Consider the following 22907-nt stretch of genomic DNA (forward strand, 5'->3'; position numbering starts at 1 on the left):
ATGCAACAAAATTGTAGTAATAACATCCTGTTATTCAAGGATGCGATACCTGCTGACGAAAATTCGTCACACAGGAAACTCACAATAACAAACAGTTCGAGTGTTCAACCCGTCTCGTTATTGCGGCTTGGCGTGTTTACACCGAATATCCGATCGAAAGGAAAGGTTGGTAAGCCGTTGGACGCGAGCGAATCGCTCAGCTACCTGGAGTATGCCCGTAGTGAAGGCTACACCAACGTGGTGATCACCGGTCCACAGCTTAACTATTTCATTGATTTTCGTTGCTGGTTGGGGATTATCCATGCGTTTAGCGCATGTCCTGATGCTCTGCATGGAAATAAGATCAAGGTTAAATTCAGCGAGTTCTCGCAGTTCTGCGGGTATCCATCGAAGCGGCTAGATTCGAAATTGCGTAAGGAGATAGCCGACTCGTTAACTCGAATCAGGGCAAAGACCATCACATTCACAACGCCAGGTACCAAGAAGTTTTTGGTAACAGGCTTGCTGTTGAAGGCAGAATTTGATGTTGTCGATGATCTGGTTGTACTGGAAGCAGATGAGCGCCTTTGGGAGCTCTACAGCAATGACCACTTAAGTTTGTTACGACGCAAGCCGCTAATGGCACTGCCGAGAAATGAGACAGCCCAGGCGCTGTATACTTATTTCGAAGCGTTGCCACGACAGCCTGCGCCAATCCAAATGTCGAGGCTTCGTGAACGCTTGATGATGAATGGTAGGGTCGCAGACCAAAACCGTAAAATCACCGACGCTCTCAACGAACTGAATAGTATTGGCTATTTGCAATACGAGGTCATCAAGGCTGGACGGGACTCGGTCGTGCATGTTCACAACCGAAACCCGACGTTGGATTAAGCGAGTCATATCGGAAACCCGTCGAAAGGCGGGTTTTTTATTTGGTAAACAAAACGAATGAAAGAGTGAGTTTGAACGGGTAATTCTGATAGGAGTAAGCTTGAGAAAGGTGAGTTGTGGTGGGTATGCGTCCTGTCCAAAGTGAGTCGTAGCGGGTAACCTAGCGATAAAGTGTGTTATAGCGGGAACTGATCGGTTAAAAAGAGAACAAACTCAGGAGTTTTAGACAAGAAGCGGGCTGTAGGGACATAAAACAGGGTAAAAAATCAACATTATTCCCTTGCCATCCCATCCAATCACACCTTTTTCGTCAGGCCTTGATCAACAAGACTATATTTCCCGTTCAAACTCACCGAAACTAAGTATATATTTCCCGCTCAAACTCACTTTGGTGAGATTCGGGGCATGGTCTGAATGCAATAAAACAATAAAACTACCCGTTCAATCTCACCTTTTGACCTGGTGGCGAAAATTTCGTCACGGGCTTGGCTGGGGATACTATGGTATCAGGAGGAATTATGAATCAATTTGGTGAACAGCTGAAGCTGTACTCTGATCGCCAGCGCGATGAAAAAAAGCGGACGGCATTGGATGTTCAATACGTGCAGTCCGAAGGAAAAGAAGGTTTTCTGACGCTGAATATCTCGATGGCACCCATGACATTGGAAGGGCGCGATGTGCTCTGGGATCAGAAAATCACGATACAACTGTCCCGGTATGAATTGACCGCATTTTGCGGCGCTTTATTCGGGCTTGAAAAAGAAATGCGTGCTAAGTTCCACGGCGCGAACAAAAACAAAGGCTTTGTGGTAAATAACAATGGGTCAGTGGGTTGCGGCATGACGATCTCTGAAGCCGGGAATACAATGACATTCATGTTAGATCATGCTCGGCGAATAGAGTTGGGCGCTTTTGTACTGCGACGTCAAGCTGAAGCTTGGAAAATGTCAGCCAGTGATGTGTTGGCAATCATGCGTCAGTCGGTCAGTATCAAAAAACAGTGAGTTTGCTGAGGGGCAAACTTTCTGTTTGTGCTCCGTGGGGGAGCGATAAAAGGGGGTAAGTGTTGAAAAAGCCATTCCTGCTTCTGGCTGGTATGCTCATGTTGACAGCAGAGCTCCATGCCTCAGTCGATACATCCGATCAGCAACAGGACTCTCGCATTAATCAGATCGGTGCAAGCCCTGTGGAAACTCGGCCGTATTCTGAAATCAAACATCACGTCCATGATGGCCCGGTCGAATTATTCCTGGTTGAGGAAGTGACTTCCGTTGACCAGTCGCTGCACACCGTCGTTATTTACGACGGAAGCCGATACGAACTGAAAGGGCAGGTGGATTGGCTCAGTCCTGGAAAAGGCAACATGCCTCCTGGTGGCTGGGCATTCACTGTCTTCGCCTCTACAAAGGAAACATACGCTTGCTCGCCGGAGGTGGTGCAATCAGGCAACGGTTCATGTGTGCTGTTTGTGCCGAAAAATGAAGAAACACCGCTGTAAAGTCACAGCCCTGATTATCACAAATTTACAGACGATAATCAGGATGACGTTTCCACGGGCTGACAGGGAGGAAACCTAAAAGCCCATAAATTGAAGGTAGTCGGTATACCAGGATAATTATCCATTGTTGGGGTAACCGGCACGGCGACCGCCACCCGTAAGGGTTTTACAAACGAGTTGAGCATATGAAAATCATGATCAGGGTAATCGTATCTGTAGTGGCAATGGCCGTTTCCGCTCAGGTTGTTTCGGCAGAAATGCAATCGGTGAATTTTGTGGTGCCATCTTCAGTGGCAAATCAGGATCCGACCGGCGTAAAAAAATTACGCATGAATTTGGACCGGTTTTTTGTTAATTCTCTGGTCGAAGGGGAGCAGCAGCAACTGGTACAGCCGGTTTATTTTGAAGGGCCATATCGCTATTCACTGATCCGTGCCTTTGATGGCAATAACACCGTTATTCATCTGGCAGGCAGTAAACATGTTTTATCGGGTGTGTCGGGCAGGTTTACGCCTATGCAGGCGGGTAAAAAACTGGTGGCGTTACGTGACAGCGAAGACACCGTCTTGGTTTGTCAAGAGAGAGTGCTGCGGTTGAAGTTCGCTAAATGCTGGCAGGTTGTTCACAGTGATCTGCCGCTCGCAGTGATCCCAGAAGAAACCGAGTGAATGCATCGTAAAGTGGTCACTTTCGATCGCGCTACGTGAAATCCGAAGGAGTTTGCGGATGATTATGGCTGAATCGGTAGAATTACCGAGCTTGATTTCGTTGGGTATTACAGTTGCCAGTGCTGTGTTTTTTGTTTACTTCTGGAATAGGGATAGGCTGGGTTTTTTGTTGGTCCCGACGTTTTTTGTTTTTCTTTTGGCTTTGTCGGTCTTTTTGACTTGCTGTATGCTGCCAACTGTCAACACTGAAGACACGAAGCAAGCTAAGCATTATGCGACAGAATGCGTGTTGTTAGAAATGGGCATACCGACCCAGTTCGGCAGAATGAATAAACTGAAATGCCACGAGATCATCGAGCATGTTGGAACGGACTCTTACCAGTGGCATATGGCTCTGTACGAAAAGCTGAAGCAGAAAGAAAAGGTATAAAAAATCTGCGATCGGCGATCGGTGTGATATGCTGATGGCAACTGAAGTAGCGAGCGTGTCTGAGGGGACGCGCCGCGCGAGGGGTTCCCCCAGAGCGGGGTAGATTAAGCCACCAGCAAAATGCCGCACTAATCATGCGGCATTTTTGTTTCTAGCCATACATCACTTTAATGTAACTTCAGATCTGGAGTCATTCAGATATTTCAGGCATAAAGCTTTAAAGTCAGACTTCCATTCCTCAATTCGAAAATCATAGCGTTCTTGAAATGCACTTGTCTCTGTGTACATGGAGAACGCATAATTCTGATATAACTTTAGGGCAGTGACTGGCTGGTTAAGAGAGAAATATGCGTCGATGCATTCTTTCATCATCGGGTAGTTATGATTGGTTTTTGTGCCGCCGAAATTTAAGTCAAGCCCACCACTAGTGACTTTTTGAATAACAGGATCTGAGCTGAGCTCTGAAAAATCCATGCCTTGCTTCAAAAAATAAAGCACTTTGTCATGCGGTACTCCGAATCCCCAGTTCGACACATAAGAATTTAAGGCGGCTTTGATACTCAGAAGTCTATTTTTCGATTGTTGATATAAACCGGCTAAAGCGAGCCAGTATTCGCTGGATTCTGTGAATGAATTACAGGCCATTAGGCCGTAATGAATTGCATCCTCGATCTTTTGTTTTTCGCGAAAATGCTGTGATTGCTTAAACAAATTAACGGCAAGCAGGGGTTGTGTGCCCATTTCATCGAAAAGTCCAAAGTTTGCTCCTAGCCCTGTAATATCAAGGGCTACAGATAGTGTGTTATACGACAGTATTAACACTTGATACTATTACATTGAAAAATTAAAGGTTCTAATTTCCTCAGTAAGGAATTATCAATAAATAAAGATAGCGTTCGTTTAGATAATTCATAGGCCAATATATATGTTTTGACGAATGTATTTCCTTGGTATATCTTACACACATTAAATATAGGAGAAAGTATGGAACCACTACTGCTGTTTAAAATTTTAGCCGACCAAACCAGACTGGATATCGTGCTACTGCTAAAAGCATCTGGTGAACTGTGTGTTTGCGACATCTATACGGCCTTGAATTTATCGCAACCAAAGACTTCTCGACATCTAGCAATGCTTAGAGAGTCGGGTCTTTTGCTCGATTCAAAACATGGTAAATGGGTTCATTATCGATTATCTCCAGCATTACTACCGTGGGTGAAAAGTATCATTGATGTCACCTATGCCACAGAGAAAAATAGAGTTGCAGATTTACTCAAAAGCTTAGAGACAAAAGAACCTGCGAGTAGCTGTTCTATATAAAAATTTTTAAGTTAACATATTCGAAAAAACATATATAAGGTTGAGATATGAAAAAATTAGAAGTATTTGATCCCGCATTATGCTGTAGCACTGGTGTTTGCGGAACCGAAGTCGATCAAGCATTGGTAGACTTCGCAACAGATGTGGATTGGTTAAAAAAACAAGGGGCAAGTATAAGGCGTTTTAATTTAGCGCAAGAGCCTATGGAGTTCGTTAACAACACAAAAGCAAAAACATTTTTGGAAACCGCAGGCGCCGAGTCACTTCCACTATTGATTCTTGATGGTGAGATTGTGCTGACTGGTCGATACCCAAAACGACATGAGCTAGCAAGATGGTTTGGTATTCGGCCGAATATTGAAAAAGCCGAAATTGTTAAATCGTGTTGTGGTAATGGTAAAACGTGTTGTTAACAGGAGCAATAAAATGAAATTTTTAGATAACACACCTAATTATTTATTTTTTACTGGAAAAGGTGGTGTGGGTAAAACTTCTATTTCTTGTGCGACCGCAATTAAGTTGGCTGAAAAAGGGAAAAAAGTCTTACTGGTGAGCACTGATCCAGCTTCTAACGTTGGGCAAGTATTCTCTCAATCGATAGGCAACAATATTAAGCCAATAACATGGGTTCCAAATTTATTTGCTATTGAAATAGACCCTCAAGCTGCCGCTGAAGAATATCGAAACAAAATTATTAATCCAATCAAAGAAAGTTTACCTGAAGCGGTAATTCAAAGTATTACGGAACAGCTATCAGGTGCCTGTACCACAGAGATTGCAGCTTTCGATGAATTTACTGGGTTGTTAACCAATACCGAAATTACAAAGCAATTTGACTATATCATTTTTGATACCGCACCAACGGGGCATACCATCCGTTTATTACAACTCCCGAGTGCATGGAGTGATTTTATTACTGATAATCCTGATGGTGCGTCATGTTTAGGGCCAATGTCTGGTCTTGATAAACAACGTGAACAGTACAGCATGGCGGTGGAAGCGTTGAGTGATAAATCACTAACAAGGTTAGTATTAGTTGCACGACCTCAATCAGCGGCATTGAGAGAGGTTGCGAGAACCTATAGCGAGTTGTCATCTCTGGGTATCAGAAATCAGCAATTAATTGTCAATGGTGTTTTCCCTGAAACGGCGGTGACTGAAAATGATAAGTTATCCCATGCGCTCTACTCTCGTGAACAAGCGGCATTAGAGTCTATGCCTGAAGCACTACGCTCGTTACCTGTCGATATTCTTTATTTACAAAATATCAATATGGTGGGTGTCGATGCACTGAAGCAGTTGTTATCTAATGAGATGCCACAAATTCCAACTATTACTCCGACAAAACAACCTATTTCTTTACCTACCTTGTCAGAACTGGTTGGCGAAATATCTCAGCAACAGCATGGGCTGATTATGTTAATGGGCAAAGGTGGTGTAGGGAAAACAACGATTGCGGCATCAATTGCAGTTAAATTGGCAGAAAAAGGGCTTGATGTACATCTGACCACATCTGATCCAGCTGCGCATATTGAATCAACCCTCAATGGTGTTTTACCCAATCTTCAAGTTAGCCGAATTGACCCTATCGCTGAAACTGAGCGTTATCGTAATTATGTCTTAGAAACCAAAGGGAAAGATTTAGATGAAGAGGGGCGTGCATTACTAGAGGAAGATTTACGCTCTCCATGCACAGAAGAAATAGCGGTATTTCAGGCATTTTCTCGCATCATTAGAGACGCGGGTAAACGTTTTGTCGTCATGGATACTGCGCCGACTGGACATACATTATTACTTCTAGATGCAACAGGGGCATACCATAAAGAAATTGCTAAAAAAATGGGCGAAAAAGGCCACTATTTAACACCGATGATGCAATTACAAGATCCTGAACGCACCAAAGTTATTATTACGACACTCGCTGAAACTACGCCTGTGCTTGAGGCGGAGAACTTACAAAATGATTTAATACGGGCAGATATACATCCGTGGGCGTGGGTGATCAATAACAGTCTATCTATCACGGAAACAACATCACCATTGTTACTTTCAAGAGCAGAACAGGAAGTCGCTCAGATTGAAAAGGTGACATCAACATTGGCAAAACGTGTTGCTATTGTTCCTTTGCTTGAAACAGAGCCTGTGGGGATATCTGCATTAAGTCAGCTCGCAGAATAAGTTTTATTTTCTAAAAATAAAAGGTGCGGAAAAGCACCTTTTCATGAGGTTTTTATGTTTATTGCCGCATTCATTTTTATTTTAACGATCACCTTTGTTATTTGGCAGCCCAAAGGACTGGGTATTGGCTGGAGTGCTACGGCAGGGGCCGTTTTAGCCCTTATTTTTGGCGTCATTAGCTTTCAAGATATTCCGATAGTTTGGAATATTGTGTGGAATGCCACAGCGACATTTGTTGCAGTCATTATTATCAGCCTACTTTTAGATGAAAGTGGTTTCTTTGAATGGGCGGCATTACATGTTGCCAAGTGGGGCGGGGGTAAAGGAAGACTGTTATTCAGCTATATTGTGTTACTTGGTGCAACGGTGGCTGCTTTATTTGCCAACGATGGTGCGGCATTGATATTAACGCCCATTGTGATTGCAATGTTACTTGCGCTTGGTTTCAATAAAGGCACGACGTTAGCCTTTGTCATGGCGGCAGGGTTTATCGCAGATACAGCAAGCTTGCCGCTGATTGTCTCGAACCTCGTTAATATTGTTTCTGCGGATTTCTTTAATATTGGATTTACTGAATATGCATCGATTATGGTGCCAGTAGATATTGCAGCAATTGTTGCAACACTCGTGATGTTGCATTGGTTTTTCCGTAAAGATATTCCTAAACAATATGATGTAACCAAACTGAGTGAACCGACTTTAGCCATTAAGGATATGACTACCTTTAAAGCGGGTTGGTTAGTACTGGTGTTATTACTGGTTGGTTTTTTTGTTTTAGAGCCTTTGGGGATTCCGGTTAGTGCGATTGCCGCTATTGGCGCCTTAATTCTTTGGGTGATTGCAGCCAGAGGCCAAACGATTAATACCAAAAAAGTCTTACGTGGTGCACCGTGGCAAATCGTCATTTTCTCTTTAGGTATGTATTTGGTTGTTTATGGTTTAAGAAATGCAGGGTTAACCGATTATCTTTCTGAAACGCTCAATTACCTTGCGGATAAAGGGTTATGGGTAGCAACAATTGGTACGGGATTTATCACTGCATTTTTATCCTCAATAATGAATAACATGCCAACGGTATTAATTGGTGCGCTATCTATTGAAGGGAGTGACGCGACGGGGTTAATCCAACAAGCAATGGTTTATGCCAATGTGATTGGTGCCGATTTGGGGCCTAAAATCACACCAATAGGGAGTTTGGCGACATTGTTGTGGCTTCATGTTTTATCACAAAAGAACATGACCATTACATGGGGATATTATTTCAAAACAGGGATTATCATGACGATCCCGGTGCTCATAGTCACACTTGTTGCGCTAGTGCTCCGACTTTCACTATTAAATTAAAGGTAACCCAATGAATGATATCACCATCTACCATAACCCCAATTGCGGTACTTCGCGCAATACCCTTGCAATGATCCGCAATAGTGGTGTTGAGCCAACGATTATTTACTATCTTGACACGCCGCCGACTAAGGATGTGTTAGTAAAACTTATTGCCGATATGAAAATCACGGTAAGGGCATTACTGCGAAAAAATGTTGAACCATATGAGCAATTAAATTTAGAACAAGATAACTATACAAATGACCAACTCATTGATTTTATGTTGCAGTACCCGATTCTGATTAATCGGCCGATTGTCGTCACTCCACTAGGCGTAAAGTTGTGCCGGCCTTCTGAAGTGGTATTAGATATTTTACCAAATAGGCAACAAAGTGATTTTATCAAAGAAGATGGTGAGGTTGTGATTGATAAGCAAGGTAAATAAGCGGGGAACTGTTTATAGGCTAATCGATTTATATTGAATGCTTGTTTCTATACGGAAAAATTAAGCTGAGCTGAGTTAATCACATTTATATAAATGTGATTCTGAGTCATTGATGAAATTCCGCCAAGAGTGGCGATTGCATCGATATTAAGTTGAATGATTAGCTATCACTGAGCGCCAAATATTGACCGGAGAGTCACTATTAAAATAGCTATCTCCGGTTTGCTTATCGTAACAAAATCGCAGTTTTTATCATGTTGAAGGCCACTTAAGCTGTATGCCTTCAACGCTTTTGTGCTGTTATCCTTTAACCCCACCTGCGGTTAAGCCATTAACTAGCCAACGTTGTGCGAGTAAAAAGACGACAGTGATTGGAATGGCGGAAAGTACCGCGGCAGCCGCGAAGTCGCCCCATAAGTAGTTCTGTGGGTTGAGATATTGTTGCATTCCGACAGCGAGCGTATAGCTTTCAACATCACGCAATAATAATGAAGCAACGGGAACCTCTGTGATCGCAGCAATAAACGATAAAATAAACACGACGGCTAAAATGGGAACGGATAACGGGAGCAAGACTAATCTAAAGGCTTGCCACGGTGTTGCGCCATCTAAAGCGGCGGCTTCTTCCAGTGAGCCATCGATAGTTTCAAAATAGCCTTTAATCGTCCAAACGTGTAAAGCAATACCGCCCAAATAAGCAAAGATAACGCCACCGTGGGTATTCAAACCAATGATGGGGATGTATTGCCCTAGGCGATCAAATAGGGCATATAAAGCCACAAGAGAGAGTACGGCAGGGAACATTTGGAAAATTAACATTCCCTTTAATATTGTAGACTTACCTTTAAATTTCATGCGTGCGAAAGCATAAGCGCAGGTGGTTGATAGGGTGACGATACCAATCGCGGTAACACCTGCCACCTTTACGGAGTTCCACAGCCATAATAAAACGGGAAAAGGCGGTGGAGTGACTCTACCATCAGCATGTTCAATGCTAAAGCCAAGAGCCAGACGCCAGTGATCCCAAGAGATATGTTCAGGAATTAAACTCCCTGTTGCAAAGTTGCCGGGGCGTAATGAAATCGCGACCACCATTAGAAGTGGAAACATAATGGCAGCGATAAAAACCAGTAAAAATAAATGTGTAAATGCAATGCGCCATTTCTGTGATTTAGCTTGTACCATCGACATAGTTTGGCTTCTCCGTTAATCAAATTTCATGCGGGTTGCTTTAAGGTTAATAATGGCTAAGACACCAACAATTAAGAATATCAACGTGGCAATAGCTGCGGCTAAACCAAATTCTTGCCCACCACCGCCTTCAAAAGCAATCCGATAAGTGTAGCTTACCAGTAAGTCTGTATAACCCGCAGGGGTTGTTGTTCCGATGCGATCTGGACCACCATTCGTCAGTAGTTGAATGAGGACAAAGTTATTAAAGTTAAAGGCAAAACTGGCAATCATTAATGGGGTTAGTGGTTTAAGTAATAAGGGCAGCGTAATGTAAAAGAAATTTTGCAAAGGCCCCGCACCATCCATTGCTGATGCTTCGTATAAATCCTCTGGTATGGCTTTAAGTAACCCCATGCATAAAATCATCATATAAGGGTAGCCCAACCATGTATTGACGATAATAATCATTAATCTTGCAGTATTTGGGTCACTAAACCAGTCTGGTTTTATACCAAACAAGGTGCTCAATACCATGTTGATTTCACCAAAACTTTGATTAAATAACCCTTTGAATATCAAGATGGAAATGAACGCAGGAACGGCATAAGGTAAAATGAGTAGCAGCCTGTAGATTGCTTTCCCTTTAAGTTGCTCCCATTGAATTAGGCAGGCTAACACCATGCCAACCGCGACAGTTAAAACGACGGTCAGTACGGAAAAAACAATGGTCCATAGGAAAATCGCAATAAAGGGTTTTTGAATACCTTCATCCGTAAATACGCGAGCGAAGTTGTCCCAATTAACGGTGACCGTATAGCCAGGAGTAAGGCGTTCGCCTGTCCATTCACCTAAATTATTAATTGCTTCATAATAACCAACTTCATTATTTGGTCGATAAACAACCCCAGTTTTATTATTTGTTAGCAAGCCATCTGCCGCTAAGGTGTATAACGGGTTTGTACTGGAAAATTGGCGTAGAGAGCTAATCACTAATTTAGCACCATTAGGCATCACCGCAGTGATATCAGCCAGTTTTTGCCTGTTTTGCGTGACCGTTCGCAGTGTTGCGCGTTCACCTTCTGGCACTTTTGGCGTTTCTTCTAGCGAAATTTGTTGTTTACCATCTAACGAAAAAGGGGCGGAGCTGAATAATTGCTCACCATCTTTAAGCACGAGCTGCCATTGGTTATCTCGTTGATATAAATTGAAATTTAATGCTTTTCCTGTTTGAAATGACCTATCTAATAGGACTTCTTGTGCTCGCTCAAAGGTGAGTTGGTTGGTGCTGCTATAGTTGGTAAACGCGATGGCGATTGTGGCAACTAATGGGAAAAGCACAAATAAGGCCATTCCAGCCAAGCCTGGGTATACATAGCGCCATGCATAGGTTTTACGATTAGCATAAATATATAACCCCACGGAGCACAATGTTAGGGTTAAAATGGCAAACAGGTATTCCCCTTGTGCATACATTAAAACCACAAGGTAGCAGGATAATAAGCCAAGTAGGCTAACAAGAGACCATTTGACCAAATGGTTCTGCCACCAATGAGGTCGTTTTACGACATCCATGAAGTTGTTCCTCGACAATGGAATGCTTGATGACCCCGCTAAACCTTAACGGGGTCGTTAGGCAAATTATTTCACGATACGTTTTTGCGCATCATTTAATGCATCAGTGACCGTTTGGCGCTCAGAAAGCGCATTCAGGGTTGCAGTACGAACGGCATACCAAAAAGCAGACATTTGAGGGATGTTAGGCATGATTTCACCATTGCGCGCATTTTGCATGGTAGCGGCAATACGTGAGTCTTGTTCCAGTTTCTCTTGGTAAGATTTTAAGGCGACAGCACCGAGTGGCTTATCTTTATTAACGCTTTCTAACCCTTCATCTGTTATTAGGTAATTTTCGAGGAACTCTTTGGCGAGCTCTTTATTTGGGCTGGCTGCGTTGATCCCAGCACTGAGAACACCGACGAAAGGTTTTGACGGCTGTCCGTGGAAGGTCGGTAAAACAGCGACGCCATAATTGATATTGCTTTTATCGATATTTCCCCAAGACCAAGGACCATTGATGGTCATCGCGGTATTGCCTTTATTGAAGGCCGCTTCTGAAATGGAGTAGTCAGTGTCTGGGCTGATATGTTTATTTTTTACCATATCAACGATAAATGAGAGCCCTGCAACCGACCCTGCATTATTAACCCCGATATCTTTAACATCGTATTTGCCATTGACGGACTTAAATGCGTATCCGCCATCAGCGGCAATGAGTGGCCATGTGAAGTAAGGTTCTTGTAAGTTGAACATGATGGCACTTTTGCCTTGTTCACGCAGTTGTTTATCCAGCGCTGGGATTTCTTCCCATGTTTTAGGCGGGTTAGGGACTAAGTCTTTATTGTAGATGAGCGATAAAGACTCAACGGCAATAGGATAGGCAATGAGTTTTCCGTCAAATACCGTTGCATCCCATGCAAAATCAAACACTTTGTCTTTAAATGTTTGGTCAGGGGTGATTTCAGCTAATAAACCCGATTGTGCATAACCGCCAAATCGGTCATGGGCCCAGAAGATAATATCCGGACCATCTCCTGTTGCTGCCACCATAGGGAATTTTTCTTCTAACTTGTCAGGGTGCTCGACACTGACTTTAATACCGGTACTTTCTTCAAATTGCTTACCAACTTCAGCTAAACCATTATAGCCTTTGTCACCATTGATCCAGATGACGAGTTTTCCCTCTTCCATTTTTGCTAATGCAGAGGTAGAGAATATTGCTGTAATTAATGTTGAAAGCACGAGTAGGCGAGTGCTAGTTTTTGTTTTCATGTTCCCGTCCTGTAGTTGTGATAGAGAGCAGTACTGTTTTAAGTTTGCGTTGTCAAAACGATATTCTCATCATCCCCCACTCTACGCCTCCACCTGTTGCATTGTGATCTAATTAACATAATTGCTATTTCTGCAATCAAGGTCACAACAATCAGGTGGAATATCATGGCCTAGCGCCCAAAAATCATCAATAGCTTACGTAATTTTCTCATGACGGTTCAATTTTATCCTTCTTTCTCCTCCCTCCATAAAAAAGTACGGACGGATGATTATTCATTTTCAACAATCCGTTATAGTCCCTGCCATTGAAATATACTTGTTTGCAAACAGTAAGATGTCATGAGGATTAGAAGTATGGCGAGTGTGCAGTTACAGAATGTGACTAAGGCGTGGGGGGATGTCGTGGTATTGAAAAATATCAATCTCGATATCCAAGAGGGTGAGTTTGTTGTTTTTGTTGGGCCATCAGGCTGCGGTAAATCGACGTTATTGCGGATGATCGCAGGCCTTGAAGATATCACTAGTGGTGATTTATTCATCGGCGAAACAAAAATGAATGAAATACCACCTGCAGAACGCGGTGTTGGAATGGTTTTTCAGTCTTATGCACTCTATCCGCACCTGAGCGTTGCCGAAAACATGTCGTTTGGTTTGAAATTATCCGGTGTTAGTAAAGCGATAAGAAACCAACGAGTCACACAAGTCGCCGAGGTTTTGCAACTGGCTCATTTACTTGAGCGACGGCCTAAAGCGCTATCCGGCGGGCAACGTCAGCGTGTCGCCATTGGGCGTACCTTGGTTGCGGAGCCAAACGTATTTTTATTGGATGAACCGTTATCTAACCTTGATGCGGCTTTGCGAGTGCAAATGCGTATTGAAATATCCAAGCTGCATAAACGGTTGAAACGCACAATGATATATGTGACTCATGACCAAGTAGAAGCGATGACTCTTGCCAATAAAATTGTGGTACTGGATGCCGGAAGAGTGGCGCAAGTGGGTAAGCCTCTGGAGCTTTACCATTATCCTGCTGACCGTTTTGTTGCAGGGTTTATTGGATCGCCAAAAATGAATTTTTTACCTGTAAAGGTAACTGCCACCGCAGTAGAACAAGTTCAAGTTGAATTACCCAATAACCAAAAGATTTGGCTACCTGTTGATAGCTCAAATGTTCAAGTCGGTAGCCGGATGTCTTTAGGGGTTCGCCCTGAACATCTTTTACCGAGCAACATTGCCAGCATTGTTTTAGAGGGGACTGTGCAAGTTGTTGAGCAGTTAGGTAATGAAACACAAATCTATATTCAGATCCCTGCTATCTCCCAAAACCTTGTATATCGGCAAAACGATATTGTGTTAGTTGAGGAGGGGGCCTCATTCGCCATTGGTCTGCCACCTGAACGCTGCCACCTATTTCGAGAGGATGGTACTGCGTGTCGTCGGTTGCATAAAGAACAGGGCGTTTAACACTATCCCTACATAATAAAAGCAACTCTAGGAGTATTAAAATGATAACTTTGCGTAAGCATTCGTTAACTATGGCTATTCTTGCAGCAACAGTTCCACTACAGGCATTCGCAGTTGATTTCCACGGTTATGCGCGTTCTGGTATTGGTTGGACGGGAAGCGGTGGAGAGCAAAAATGTTTTCAAGTCACAGGTGCACAAAGTAAATACCGTTTAGGTAATGAATGTGAAACTTACGCAGAGTTAAAATTAGGGCAAGAGGTATGGAAAGAAGGCGATAAGAGCTTTTATTTTGATACGAATGTCGCTTATTCCGTTTCGCAGCAGAATGACTGGGAAAGCACTAGCCCCGCTTTTCGTGAGGTTTTTGTGCAAGGGAATAACCTGATCGACAGTTTACCAGAAGCTGATATTTGGGCGGGTAAGCGTTTCTATAAACGTCACGATATTCATATGATTGACTTTTACTATTGGGATATTTCAGGTCCAGGCACAGGGATTGATAATATTGATTTAGGTTTCGGAAAACTGGCGTTAGCGGCGACTCGCGCTTCTGAAACGGGTGGTTCCTACAACTTCATTAGTAATCAGCAACGTAAGTATGCAGATCGTACTGCAAATGATACCTATGATGTCCGTCTATCAAACCTTGAAGTCAACCCAGGTGGTGTTCTAGAACTGGGAATCGACTATGGGCGTGCAAACCCTTCTGATGGTTACCATTTAGAAAATGATGCCTCAAAAAATGGTTGGATGTTCACTGCGGAACACACTCAAAGTGTTCTCAATGGCTTCAATAAATTTGTTGTTCAGTACGCAACGGATGCGATGACATCTCAAGGGAAAGGTGTGGCGCAAGGCTCAAGTATTAACAATGACGGTAAGCTATGGCGGTTTATTGATCACGGAGGTATTTCCCTCGGTGATAAATGGGACTTAATGTATGTCGGAATGTACCAAAAACTCGACTTGGATAATGGCAAAGGAACGGATTGGTGGACGGTCGGTGTCAGACCTATGTACAAGTGGACACCAATAATGAGCACATTATTTGAAGTTGGGTACGATAACGTGAAATCCCAAGAGGTTGGCTCACATAATAGCCAATATAAAATGACGTTAGCCCAGCAATGGCAAGCCGGAGATAGTATTTGGTCTCGTCCCGCCATTCGTTTCTATGTAAGTTATGCAAAATGGGATGAAAACTGGGGCTATGCGAAAAATAGCAGCGGCGATATTACCAATAATGCATTCCGAGATAATAGCGGTAAAGGCACGTTAACCAATAGTCGTGGTGATAATGACGAATTCACTTATGGCGCTCAAATGGAAATTTGGTGGTAATTACAAAGGGAAGGTAGCGATATCTTCCCATTTATTATCAATGCGATGATAGGTGAAAAATATAATGAAAAAGAAACTTTTAGCGCTGTGTTTAAGTATGGGGTTGCTGGCGGGGGTACCTGCTATCAGTTTCGCAGAAGTGAATATCGTGCCGCAAGATTTATCAGCAGCACCCAATATAGCGACAACTGCATTACAGCAACTATCATGGATACCAGTTAATCCAGCTGAAAAATCAATTATTGATTTAGCTCAACAAGGGCAATCCCTTAATTTCGCCAATATTAGTGGCCCTGTTGCTGCTTATAGTGTTCCTGCCAATATGGGTGAGTTAACCATAAACTTGAATAGCGAAATAAACCGCCATCAAGTGTATTCGCCTAATGTGTTGGTTTTTGACCAAAATATGACGCCTTTTGCTTATTTCCCTAGCCAATATTTTACTTATCAAGAGGCCAGTGTCATGGAAGGTGATAGCCTGAGTGGCACAATTAAACTGACTCCTGCATTAGGCCAAAAACAGCTTTATTTACTGGTGTTTACCACACCGGATGATTTAAAGAACACGACAACTCAAATTGACCCAGCAAAAGCTTACGCGAAGGGTGTCGGAAATGCGGTGCCTGATATTCCAGACCCCATCGCTAAGCACGTAACTCAAGGTAAGTTAAAGCTAAATGTCGCTTCAAATTCGAATTCAAGCGTGTTGATTGGTGCACTATTTGGTTCACCTAAAGTTGCCCCTGTCACTGTGGGGGATACTGCAAGTACATCGGTTGCAGTGGCTACTCCGCCAGTAAAACAAGCCGAAATTTTATCCGGTACAGAAGATTACTTTAATCAGGCTATTAAAAAATCGATTGATAACGGTGATATAGATAGTGCATTGAAATTGCTTGATGAAGCTGAACGTTTAGGATCCAAATCGGCACGTAAGACATTTATTGAAAATGTGAAAAAGCCATAAATTTAAATACCTCGTTGTTGTTCTATGTCCTCTAAGTGCGCGTAATGCGCACTTTTTTAATGATGCGTCGAGCGTGGTGCTGTCTGTTTGCTGTGCTGGCCGTTCCTGCATTAACATGAACCAACTTCGTATGTACGGGGGTGTTCCAGTCTCCTATTCGATTCTAGATTGATCAGAGTGAATACGTTGTAATCGAACTGAAGCTCGCTATAAGCTTATTTTTTATTGTACATTGCAAGTAAAATTTAACTTATGTGATGAAAGAATTATGGATAATTCAATAAATGCTAACCTTAAATATATAACGTTTACGAAAGGTACGAACACCGTTATAGTCAAAAACGGATTCTCATGGACGGCATTTTTCTTTGGTTTTTGGGTGTATCTGTATAGAAAAATGTGGGGGTCTTTTGCTCTGTGGTTAGTTGTTGGTCTTATATTTATAACGTTGTCGCTTGGTGCGAACGGTATTGCAGAAAGTACTGGTGACACTAGGCTAGCATCGGTGATCTTTTTAATTAGAATTTTATATTCTGTGTATCAAGGTGCCACAATCAACAAAAACTATATGTTTAGATTAAAAATGCAAGGGTACGTTTGATAGTGGTGTAATGTGCGGTTATCACGAACTGAGTATCTGATGATAGTGTACTTAGCCTGAACTATATCAGTCACAACACCATTCCTCTCAGTCTTAATAAATCCAATAAAAATGCTGACATGGCAAGCTAAATTGTTTAGTTAAAGTGCTTATCGAGTTATTCATTCTAATTTTTTCAAGGTTGCCTAGTGCGGCCTCTTTTATTAGTGGTGTGAGAGGATGACAGGAGTGTTCCTGTCTTCTACTCGATTTAAACCGCATTATAGCCCATGGTTTGCAGTAATTGGCGAGCGAGTGCCACTGCTTCTTGGCGATGAAGCACGCCCAGTTTTTGATACAGATTGCGAATATGTGTTTTTATTGTGGTCGAAGCCACGTTAAATTCATTGGCTATTTGCACATTGCTATAACCTGAGTAAATCAACCCAAGGACTTGCCATTCGCGTTGAGTTAGCGGGCTAATTCTTATTAACTCAGGAACTTGAGGATGGGTTAATAAGCGATTTACAAAGTTTTCATCAAAGTGAGCAAACTTGTGGCGATGATGTTGATTGATTTCACGTAAAATATGCTGTGCTCTGTGTCTTTCTAGTTCAGAAAGGACATTAAGCTGTAGCAACAAGCGCAATTGCTGCGCCATCGATTCACCTTCAATGACAAAATAGCTCAGAAAACCAGTACGACCCGCAAGATTAAGGGCTTCAATCAGTGTCGATTGGGCGGCATTTTTGTCATTTTTCTGCCAATAAAGTTGATTAAGCAGCAGTAAATTGCGATTTAAATCACTCACTAGCTCCAAATTGCGCGCATTAAGATTCAACTCTTCAAGGATTTCAAACGCGGAGTCATATTCACCAAGTAGAATTTGGGCACGGGCAATATTACGCCATTGACGTTGTAAAAAATGATTACTTGCCAAAGCGGGTTTTAATGTTTGTTGTAACCAGCTTTCAGCGGCAGTTTTATCATTGATTAACTGCCAATAAATGACTCTCGCTTCATCAGCATTTGAGACCCAGTCATCATGATAGATCCCATTGCTGAGTAAATTTTCGATTAAATGCAAATGACTGCGAGCGTTATCAATATCACCACGAACGAGCGCATTGAGTACAACTAAAACAACACATTGCAGCTGTTGTTGAGGTTGGTAATTTGACAGTACTTTCATGCCTAAACGTGCTGCACTTTCCGATTCTTCGAGTCTTCCCCAAGCCCACATTAATTGTGAGCGAATACGTAAGAGAAATTCATGCATAGGCAATTGTTCTAGATGTTGTTCATGAATTAACTCAGACGCTTTTTCTTGAATATCATAGGCTGATTGCAGAAACCCACGCGCGAATAAAATCTCACTTTGTTGCAGCATGCTCCATAGAACATAGTGCCAAGTTGAATGGCGATGGGCCATGGCTTCGATTTCTTGCATCATGCTAAGGGAACGCTGTAAATTCCCCGTGCAATGATGAACTTCACCGAGTACAGATGTTGCAATGATATGCCCATAATAGTTGGTTTCAGGAAGCAAATTGAGCGCGGAGTGTGCCAGTTTCTCTGCTTCATTTGGGTTACCCTTATTGATAGCAACTTGGGCGCGTAGCGCGTCAAATTCACCCCGTAGCGCATGGTCGAGTTCTTTGGTCATTTCTCGCTCGGCGCTATCCAATAAAGTATTCACTTCACCATAGCGATGCTGGCTTTGCATTAACCAAGCTTGTAATAAAATAAGCTTAGGATTATCCAATAGCATTTCCCACGGTATAGCCTGTAATGAGCTTTCGAGTAATGATAATTCACTTTGATGGAATAGCTCCCATGCATGCTGTAGTAGGATGTCCCGTAACATTAATGGATTTTCAGCGGCGAGAGCGTGGTGGATAGCTTCGCTCGGGAAACCCAGTGCCATCCAGCCTTCTGCGGCAGCGTGATGCAGTTGAGGAAGTTCGCTGGCGAGTTCCCATTGGCAACGCTGCCTCAAGAAACTACTAAATAAGGGATGGTAATTAAACCAATCACCGTAGCTATCCATTCGTTGTAAAAATAGCCCTTGGCGTTCGATATCTTCCAATTGCATTTGGCCATTTTCCGTACCAGAAATACGCGCAATTAATGCATCATTCATTGAGCGCAATAATGAACTGGTCAGAAGTAAACGGCGCATTTCCCCATTTACATTGTCGAGAACCTCATCCACTAAATATTCATTTAGGTGACTGGAATTAATCCCTGATAATCGACGTGCGGAGTGTTTTGCTGCATGGGAGTCTTGCTTAGCTGATAGGGCGATTAACTGCAATGCCGTAACCCAACCCGCAACATCATCACATAACCGTTGGCATTCGCTTGTTTCCAGTGGGATTTCAAGGCGATTATCAAAAAATTGTTTGGCTTCTGGATGGGTGAAGGCTAAATGCTGACTGTCGATTTCAAGAAGCTGCTCTTGCACTCGTAAATTAGCAACACCTAACTGAGGGACATTGCGGGAGGAGATAACAAGTGTCAGGTTATCAGGTTGGTGTTTCAAAAAAAAACGCATAGCATCATGAATGGCTGGGTTATTGATCAGATGATAGTCATCAATGATTAGCCAAATGGGGTGCTGCCATTGTGTTAATTCGATAAAAAGCAATGAAAACAATGAGTTTAAATTAGCGTATTGGCGTTTTTGTGCCATTGATTCGCTATTTGGGCAACAACCTTGGGTGGCTTGTTGGATTGCCGCAATTAAATAATGGGCAAAACGTTCCGATTGGTTGTCTCCATCATCGAGTGTGTACCAACCGATATGTTGTTTCTCGGTTGCCCAATGGGAAAGTAACGTCGTTTTTCCGTACCCCGCAGGGCTAGTGACTAAAATAAGGCGGTAATGTGTTGTTGACCCTAATAAAGTTAAAAGTCGCTCGCGCACCACCGTATTTTGATGGCGGACAGGACGGCTTAACTTAGACGGAATTAACATACTCAGTGGGGTAACCATACGGAAGAAGTACTCGCTCGTGATATATCAAAGTTCTTTATATAACTTCTATCAGATTCTAGATTTATGCAAGCATGTTAGATCATTGATCATGACAAAGGTGCGCAGTATCACAATTTACTCTGATTTCGTTAGAACGCATTTTTAGCGTGAGGCAATAGAACAATATCGAAAAGCTTTTATGGGGGGATGAGGCGATCAAGAATATTGAGATAACGGTTAGATGGGATAGGAGGAATGATAAAGATTTAAATTAACTTTTTGATTTTAATTTATTTTTTGTTTTATTTTTCTCCTCCTCCTACCTACTCCCGATAGAATTTTGTCTGGGATGAGGAAGGGGGTTAAAGCGCTCTGCATACTAGGCCAATACATTCTTACTAATAATGAGGTCTGGTTATTTATGTCGCATCTTACCTTCAACAAAACACAATTTCAGGCAGCACTAAAACGTCAATGGCAATTTTTAGGGCTGGAGTCAGAACAGGAAATGACTTCCCACCAATGGTGGCAGGCAATTAGTCATGCTGTTGCTGAGTTATTGGCAGCGAATCCTAAAAAATCCACATCCTCCACACTTCGTCATGTGAATTATATTTCAATGGAGTTTCTGATTGGGCGCTTAACAGGAAATAACTTGTTAAACCTAGGTTGGTACCAGGAAATTGCAGATATATTAAAAGAATACCATATTGAGTTAAGTGATTTACTTGAAGAAGAAGTTGATCCGGCATTAGGGAATGGCGGATTAGGGCGGCTTGCAGCTTGCTTCTTAGACTCAATGGTCACTGTTGGTCAACCTGCGATTGGTTACGGCTTGAATTATCAATATGGCTTGTTTAAACAGTCATTTGTGGATGGTAAGCAAGTGGAAGCCCCTGATAATTGGCAGCGTGATAGCTATCCATGGTTTAGACATAATGCTGAGTTAAATGTACAAGTAGGTATTGGTGGCAACGTCACACAAGATGGTCATGTTTCACGTTGGGAACCTGCTTTTATCATACAGGGTGAAGCGTGGGATTTACCGGTTGTCGGTTATTTGAATAATGAAACGCAGCCTTTACGTTTATGGCAAGCGTCACATGCTCAACCATTTAATTTCGAATTATTCAATGAAGGACACTTTTTAGAGGCAGAAAAAACAGGGGTAGACGCGCAGAAACTGACCCAAGTTTTATACCCAAATGACAATCACTTAGCAGGAAAACAATTACGTTTAATGCAGCAATATTTTCAATGTGCTTGCTCTGTTGCGGATATTTTACGCCGTCACCATCGTGAAGGCAGAGCGATAGCGTCATTACCTGAATACGAAGTGATTCAATTGAATGATACGCACCCAACGATTGCTATTCCTGAAATGATGCGTGTATTGCTGGATGAACACCTGCTCGATTGGGATACCGCATGGAAAATCACGAGCCAAACATTTGCTTATACTAATCACACTCTGTTGCAAGAAGGGCTTGAGTGCTGGGATGAAAGCATTATGCAGCCGTTGTTACCTCGTCATATGCAGATCATTCATGAAATTAATCAGCGGTTTAAAAAATTGGTCGAACAAAAATGGCCAACTGACCAGACGGTTTGGCCTAAAGTTGCTGTGGTTTATGAAGGGCAGGTACGCATGGCAAACTTGTGCGTCGTATCTTGCTTCGCGATTAATGGTGTTGCCGCGTTGCACTCTAAGTTAATCACGACAGATTTATTCCCTGAATATAATCAGTTATGGCCTGAGAAATTTCTGAACATCACCAATGGCGTCACACCACGTCGTTGGATTAAACAGTGTAACCCTGAGTTAGCAGCGTTAATTGATGAGACGGTTAAGCATGAATGGGCTAATGACCTTGAAGCGATCAACGTCTTGGAAGAACATGTTGACGACCGCCAATTCCAGCAAAAATACCGTGCAATTAAGCAACGTAATAAGCAACGATTAGCAGAGTTTGTCAAAGCGCGTACAGGTATCGTGATCAATCCGCAAGCCATGTTTGATATTCAAATCAAGCGGTTGCATGAGTATAAGCGTCAGCACCTTAATTTATTACATATACTTGCTCTGTATAAAGATATTCGTGAGAACCCAACAACACCACGCGTACCTCGCGTATTCTTGTTTGGCGCTAAAGCGGCACCTGGCTATTATTTGGCTAAGAATATTATTTATGCCATCAATAAAGTTGCTGAAGCGATAAACAATGACCCAATTGTGGGGGATCAACTTAAAGTCGTCTTTTTACCTGATTACTGTGTTTCTGTTGCCGAAAAACTTATCCCAGCAGCGGATATTTCTGAACAAATCTCAACGGCGGGCAAAGAAGCTTCAGGAACGGGTAATATGAAGTTAGCGTTAAATGGGGCATTGACGATGGGAACACTGGATGGTGCAACGGTGGAAATTGCAGAACAAGTGGGCGCAGAAAATATATTTATTTTTGGACTGACTGTTGATGAAGTTAAGCAACTGAAAGCGAACGGGTATGACCCACTCACATGGCGTAAAAATAATCCTGTACTGGATGCGGTTCTCACTGAATTAGAAGATGGCACCTACAGTGACGGTGATACGCAAGCCTTTGCACAGTTGGTACAGAGTCTGGGCAAAGAAGGCGGAGACCCTTATTTATTGATGGCTGATTTTGCGAGCTACGTTGATGCACAACAAAAAGCGGCAACGTTATATCAAGATCAAGATGCATGGACACGAACAGCCATCTTAAATACAGCACGCTGCGGCATGTTCAGTTCAGACCGTACCATTGCTGATTATCAAGCGCGTATTTGGCAAGCAAAGCGTGAGGCATAGGAG

20 protein-coding genes are annotated in these 22907 nt (G+C 42.6%); 15 read left to right on the forward strand and 5 right to left on the reverse strand.

The window, feature by feature from the left end; translation table 11 throughout:
• The 5 genes from P3L56_RS20980 (at nucleotide 1) to P3L56_RS21000 (ending at nucleotide 3469) form a co-directional block, all read left to right on the forward strand.
• Complete coding sequence (locus P3L56_RS20980) at nucleotides 1–873, forward strand: RepB family plasmid replication initiator protein (RefSeq protein WP_052219406.1); 873 nt, start codon at nucleotides 1–3, stop codon at nucleotides 871–873.
• Between the two features lie 518 nt (nucleotides 874–1391).
• The gene (locus tag P3L56_RS20985; protein WP_226617273.1) at nucleotides 1392–1877 is read left to right on the forward strand and encodes a hypothetical protein; all 486 of its coding nucleotides are present in this window, start codon (nucleotides 1392–1394) and stop codon (nucleotides 1875–1877) included.
• A 62-nt stretch (nucleotides 1878–1939) separates the two neighbouring features.
• Nucleotides 1940–2371 carry a hypothetical protein gene (locus P3L56_RS20990; protein ID WP_144138807.1) on the forward strand — a complete coding sequence of 144 codons (432 nt, stop codon included), beginning with the start codon at nucleotides 1940–1942 and terminating at the stop codon, nucleotides 2369–2371.
• 185 nt (nucleotides 2372–2556) lie between these two features.
• Nucleotides 2557–3039 (forward strand): hypothetical protein, encoded by a 483-nt coding sequence (locus P3L56_RS20995; RefSeq protein WP_042847038.1) that lies wholly within the window; start codon nucleotides 2557–2559, stop codon nucleotides 3037–3039.
• Nucleotides 3040–3097: 58 nt separating this feature from the next.
• Complete coding sequence (locus P3L56_RS21000; protein ID WP_042847037.1) at nucleotides 3098–3469, forward strand: hypothetical protein; 372 nt, start codon at nucleotides 3098–3100, stop codon at nucleotides 3467–3469.
• A 162-nt stretch (nucleotides 3470–3631) separates the two neighbouring features.
• On the opposite strand, the gene P3L56_RS21005 is transcribed toward P3L56_RS21000, so the two are convergent.
• Complete coding sequence (locus P3L56_RS21005) at nucleotides 3632–4210, reverse strand: hypothetical protein (protein ID WP_042847036.1); 579 nt, start codon at nucleotides 4208–4210, stop codon at nucleotides 3632–3634.
• Nucleotides 4211–4453: 243 nt separating this feature from the next.
• On the opposite strand from P3L56_RS21005, the gene P3L56_RS21010 reads away from it, so the two are divergent.
• Genes P3L56_RS21010 through arsC form a run of 5 tightly spaced genes read left to right on the forward strand, consistent with a single transcriptional unit; the run spans nucleotide 4454 to nucleotide 8738 of the window.
• Nucleotides 4454–4789, forward strand: coding sequence for a metalloregulator ArsR/SmtB family transcription factor (locus P3L56_RS21010; protein WP_042847035.1), 336 nt, complete (start codon nucleotides 4454–4456; stop codon nucleotides 4787–4789).
• Between the two features lie 47 nt (nucleotides 4790–4836).
• On the forward strand, nucleotides 4837–5202 hold the full coding sequence (gene arsD / locus P3L56_RS21015) for an arsenite efflux transporter metallochaperone ArsD (protein ID WP_042847034.1): 366 nt from the start codon (nucleotides 4837–4839) through the stop codon (nucleotides 5200–5202).
• A 13-nt stretch (nucleotides 5203–5215) separates the two neighbouring features.
• Nucleotides 5216–6967 (forward strand): arsenical pump-driving ATPase, encoded by a 1752-nt coding sequence (gene arsA / locus P3L56_RS21020; RefSeq protein WP_191901270.1) that lies wholly within the window; start codon nucleotides 5216–5218, stop codon nucleotides 6965–6967.
• Between the two features lie 54 nt (nucleotides 6968–7021).
• Complete coding sequence (locus tag P3L56_RS21025) at nucleotides 7022–8311, forward strand: arsenic transporter (protein WP_166267946.1); 1290 nt, start codon at nucleotides 7022–7024, stop codon at nucleotides 8309–8311.
• 10 nt (nucleotides 8312–8321) lie between these two features.
• Nucleotides 8322–8738 (forward strand): glutaredoxin-dependent arsenate reductase, encoded by a 417-nt coding sequence (gene arsC, locus P3L56_RS21030; RefSeq protein ID WP_094963199.1) that lies wholly within the window; start codon nucleotides 8322–8324, stop codon nucleotides 8736–8738.
• Nucleotides 8739–9038: 300 nt separating this feature from the next.
• On the opposite strand, the gene malG is transcribed toward arsC, so the two are convergent.
• The 3 genes from malG to malE form a co-directional block, all read right to left on the reverse strand.
• On the reverse strand, nucleotides 9039–9929 hold the full coding sequence (gene malG, locus P3L56_RS21035; RefSeq protein ID WP_094963198.1) for a maltose ABC transporter permease MalG: 891 nt from the start codon (nucleotides 9927–9929) through the stop codon (nucleotides 9039–9041).
• Nucleotides 9930–9944: 15 nt separating this feature from the next.
• The gene (gene malF / locus P3L56_RS21040) at nucleotides 9945–11483 is read right to left on the reverse strand and encodes a maltose ABC transporter permease MalF (protein ID WP_094963197.1); all 1539 of its coding nucleotides are present in this window, start codon (nucleotides 11481–11483) and stop codon (nucleotides 9945–9947) included.
• Between the two features lie 66 nt (nucleotides 11484–11549).
• Nucleotides 11550–12740: a maltose/maltodextrin ABC transporter substrate-binding protein MalE gene (gene malE, locus P3L56_RS21045; protein WP_094963196.1), complete on the reverse strand. Its 1191-nt coding sequence runs from the start codon at nucleotides 12738–12740 to the stop codon at nucleotides 11550–11552.
• A gap of 354 nt (nucleotides 12741–13094) precedes the next feature.
• On the opposite strand from malE, the gene malK reads away from it, so the two are divergent.
• The 4 genes from malK to P3L56_RS21065 all read left to right on the forward strand — a co-directional run bounded on the left by malK (nucleotide 13095) and on the right by P3L56_RS21065 (nucleotide 17115).
• Nucleotides 13095–14204: a maltose/maltodextrin ABC transporter ATP-binding protein MalK gene (malK, locus tag P3L56_RS21050; RefSeq protein WP_094963195.1), complete on the forward strand. Its 1110-nt coding sequence runs from the start codon at nucleotides 13095–13097 to the stop codon at nucleotides 14202–14204.
• A gap of 41 nt (nucleotides 14205–14245) precedes the next feature.
• Nucleotides 14246–15547 (forward strand): maltoporin, encoded by a 1302-nt coding sequence (locus tag P3L56_RS21055; RefSeq protein WP_094963194.1) that lies wholly within the window; start codon nucleotides 14246–14248, stop codon nucleotides 15545–15547.
• Between the two features lie 64 nt (nucleotides 15548–15611).
• Entirely contained in the window at nucleotides 15612–16514 is a 903-nt protein-coding gene (gene malM / locus P3L56_RS21060; protein WP_094963193.1) for a maltose operon protein MalM, read from the forward strand.
• A gap of 268 nt (nucleotides 16515–16782) precedes the next feature.
• Nucleotides 16783–17115 carry a DUF2628 domain-containing protein gene (locus tag P3L56_RS21065; protein ID WP_094963192.1) on the forward strand — a complete coding sequence of 111 codons (333 nt, stop codon included), beginning with the start codon at nucleotides 16783–16785 and terminating at the stop codon, nucleotides 17113–17115.
• Nucleotides 17116–17365: 250 nt separating this feature from the next.
• Here the strand turns inward: P3L56_RS21065 and malT are convergent, their stop codons facing one another.
• Complete coding sequence (malT, locus tag P3L56_RS21070; RefSeq protein WP_094963191.1) at nucleotides 17366–20074, reverse strand: HTH-type transcriptional regulator MalT; 2709 nt, start codon at nucleotides 20072–20074, stop codon at nucleotides 17366–17368.
• 421 nt (nucleotides 20075–20495) lie between these two features.
• Between malT and malP the strand changes: the two genes are divergently transcribed.
• Nucleotides 20496–22904 carry a maltodextrin phosphorylase gene (gene malP, locus P3L56_RS21075; RefSeq protein WP_094963190.1) on the forward strand — a complete coding sequence of 803 codons (2409 nt, stop codon included), beginning with the start codon at nucleotides 20496–20498 and terminating at the stop codon, nucleotides 22902–22904.
• The last annotated feature ends 3 nt before the right edge of the window (nucleotides 22905–22907 follow it).

Origin of the sequence: Providencia sp. PROV024, from assembly GCF_032709665.1 — a bacterium.
GTDB classification, from domain to species: Bacteria; Pseudomonadota; Gammaproteobacteria; order Enterobacterales; family Enterobacteriaceae; genus Providencia; species Providencia huashanensis.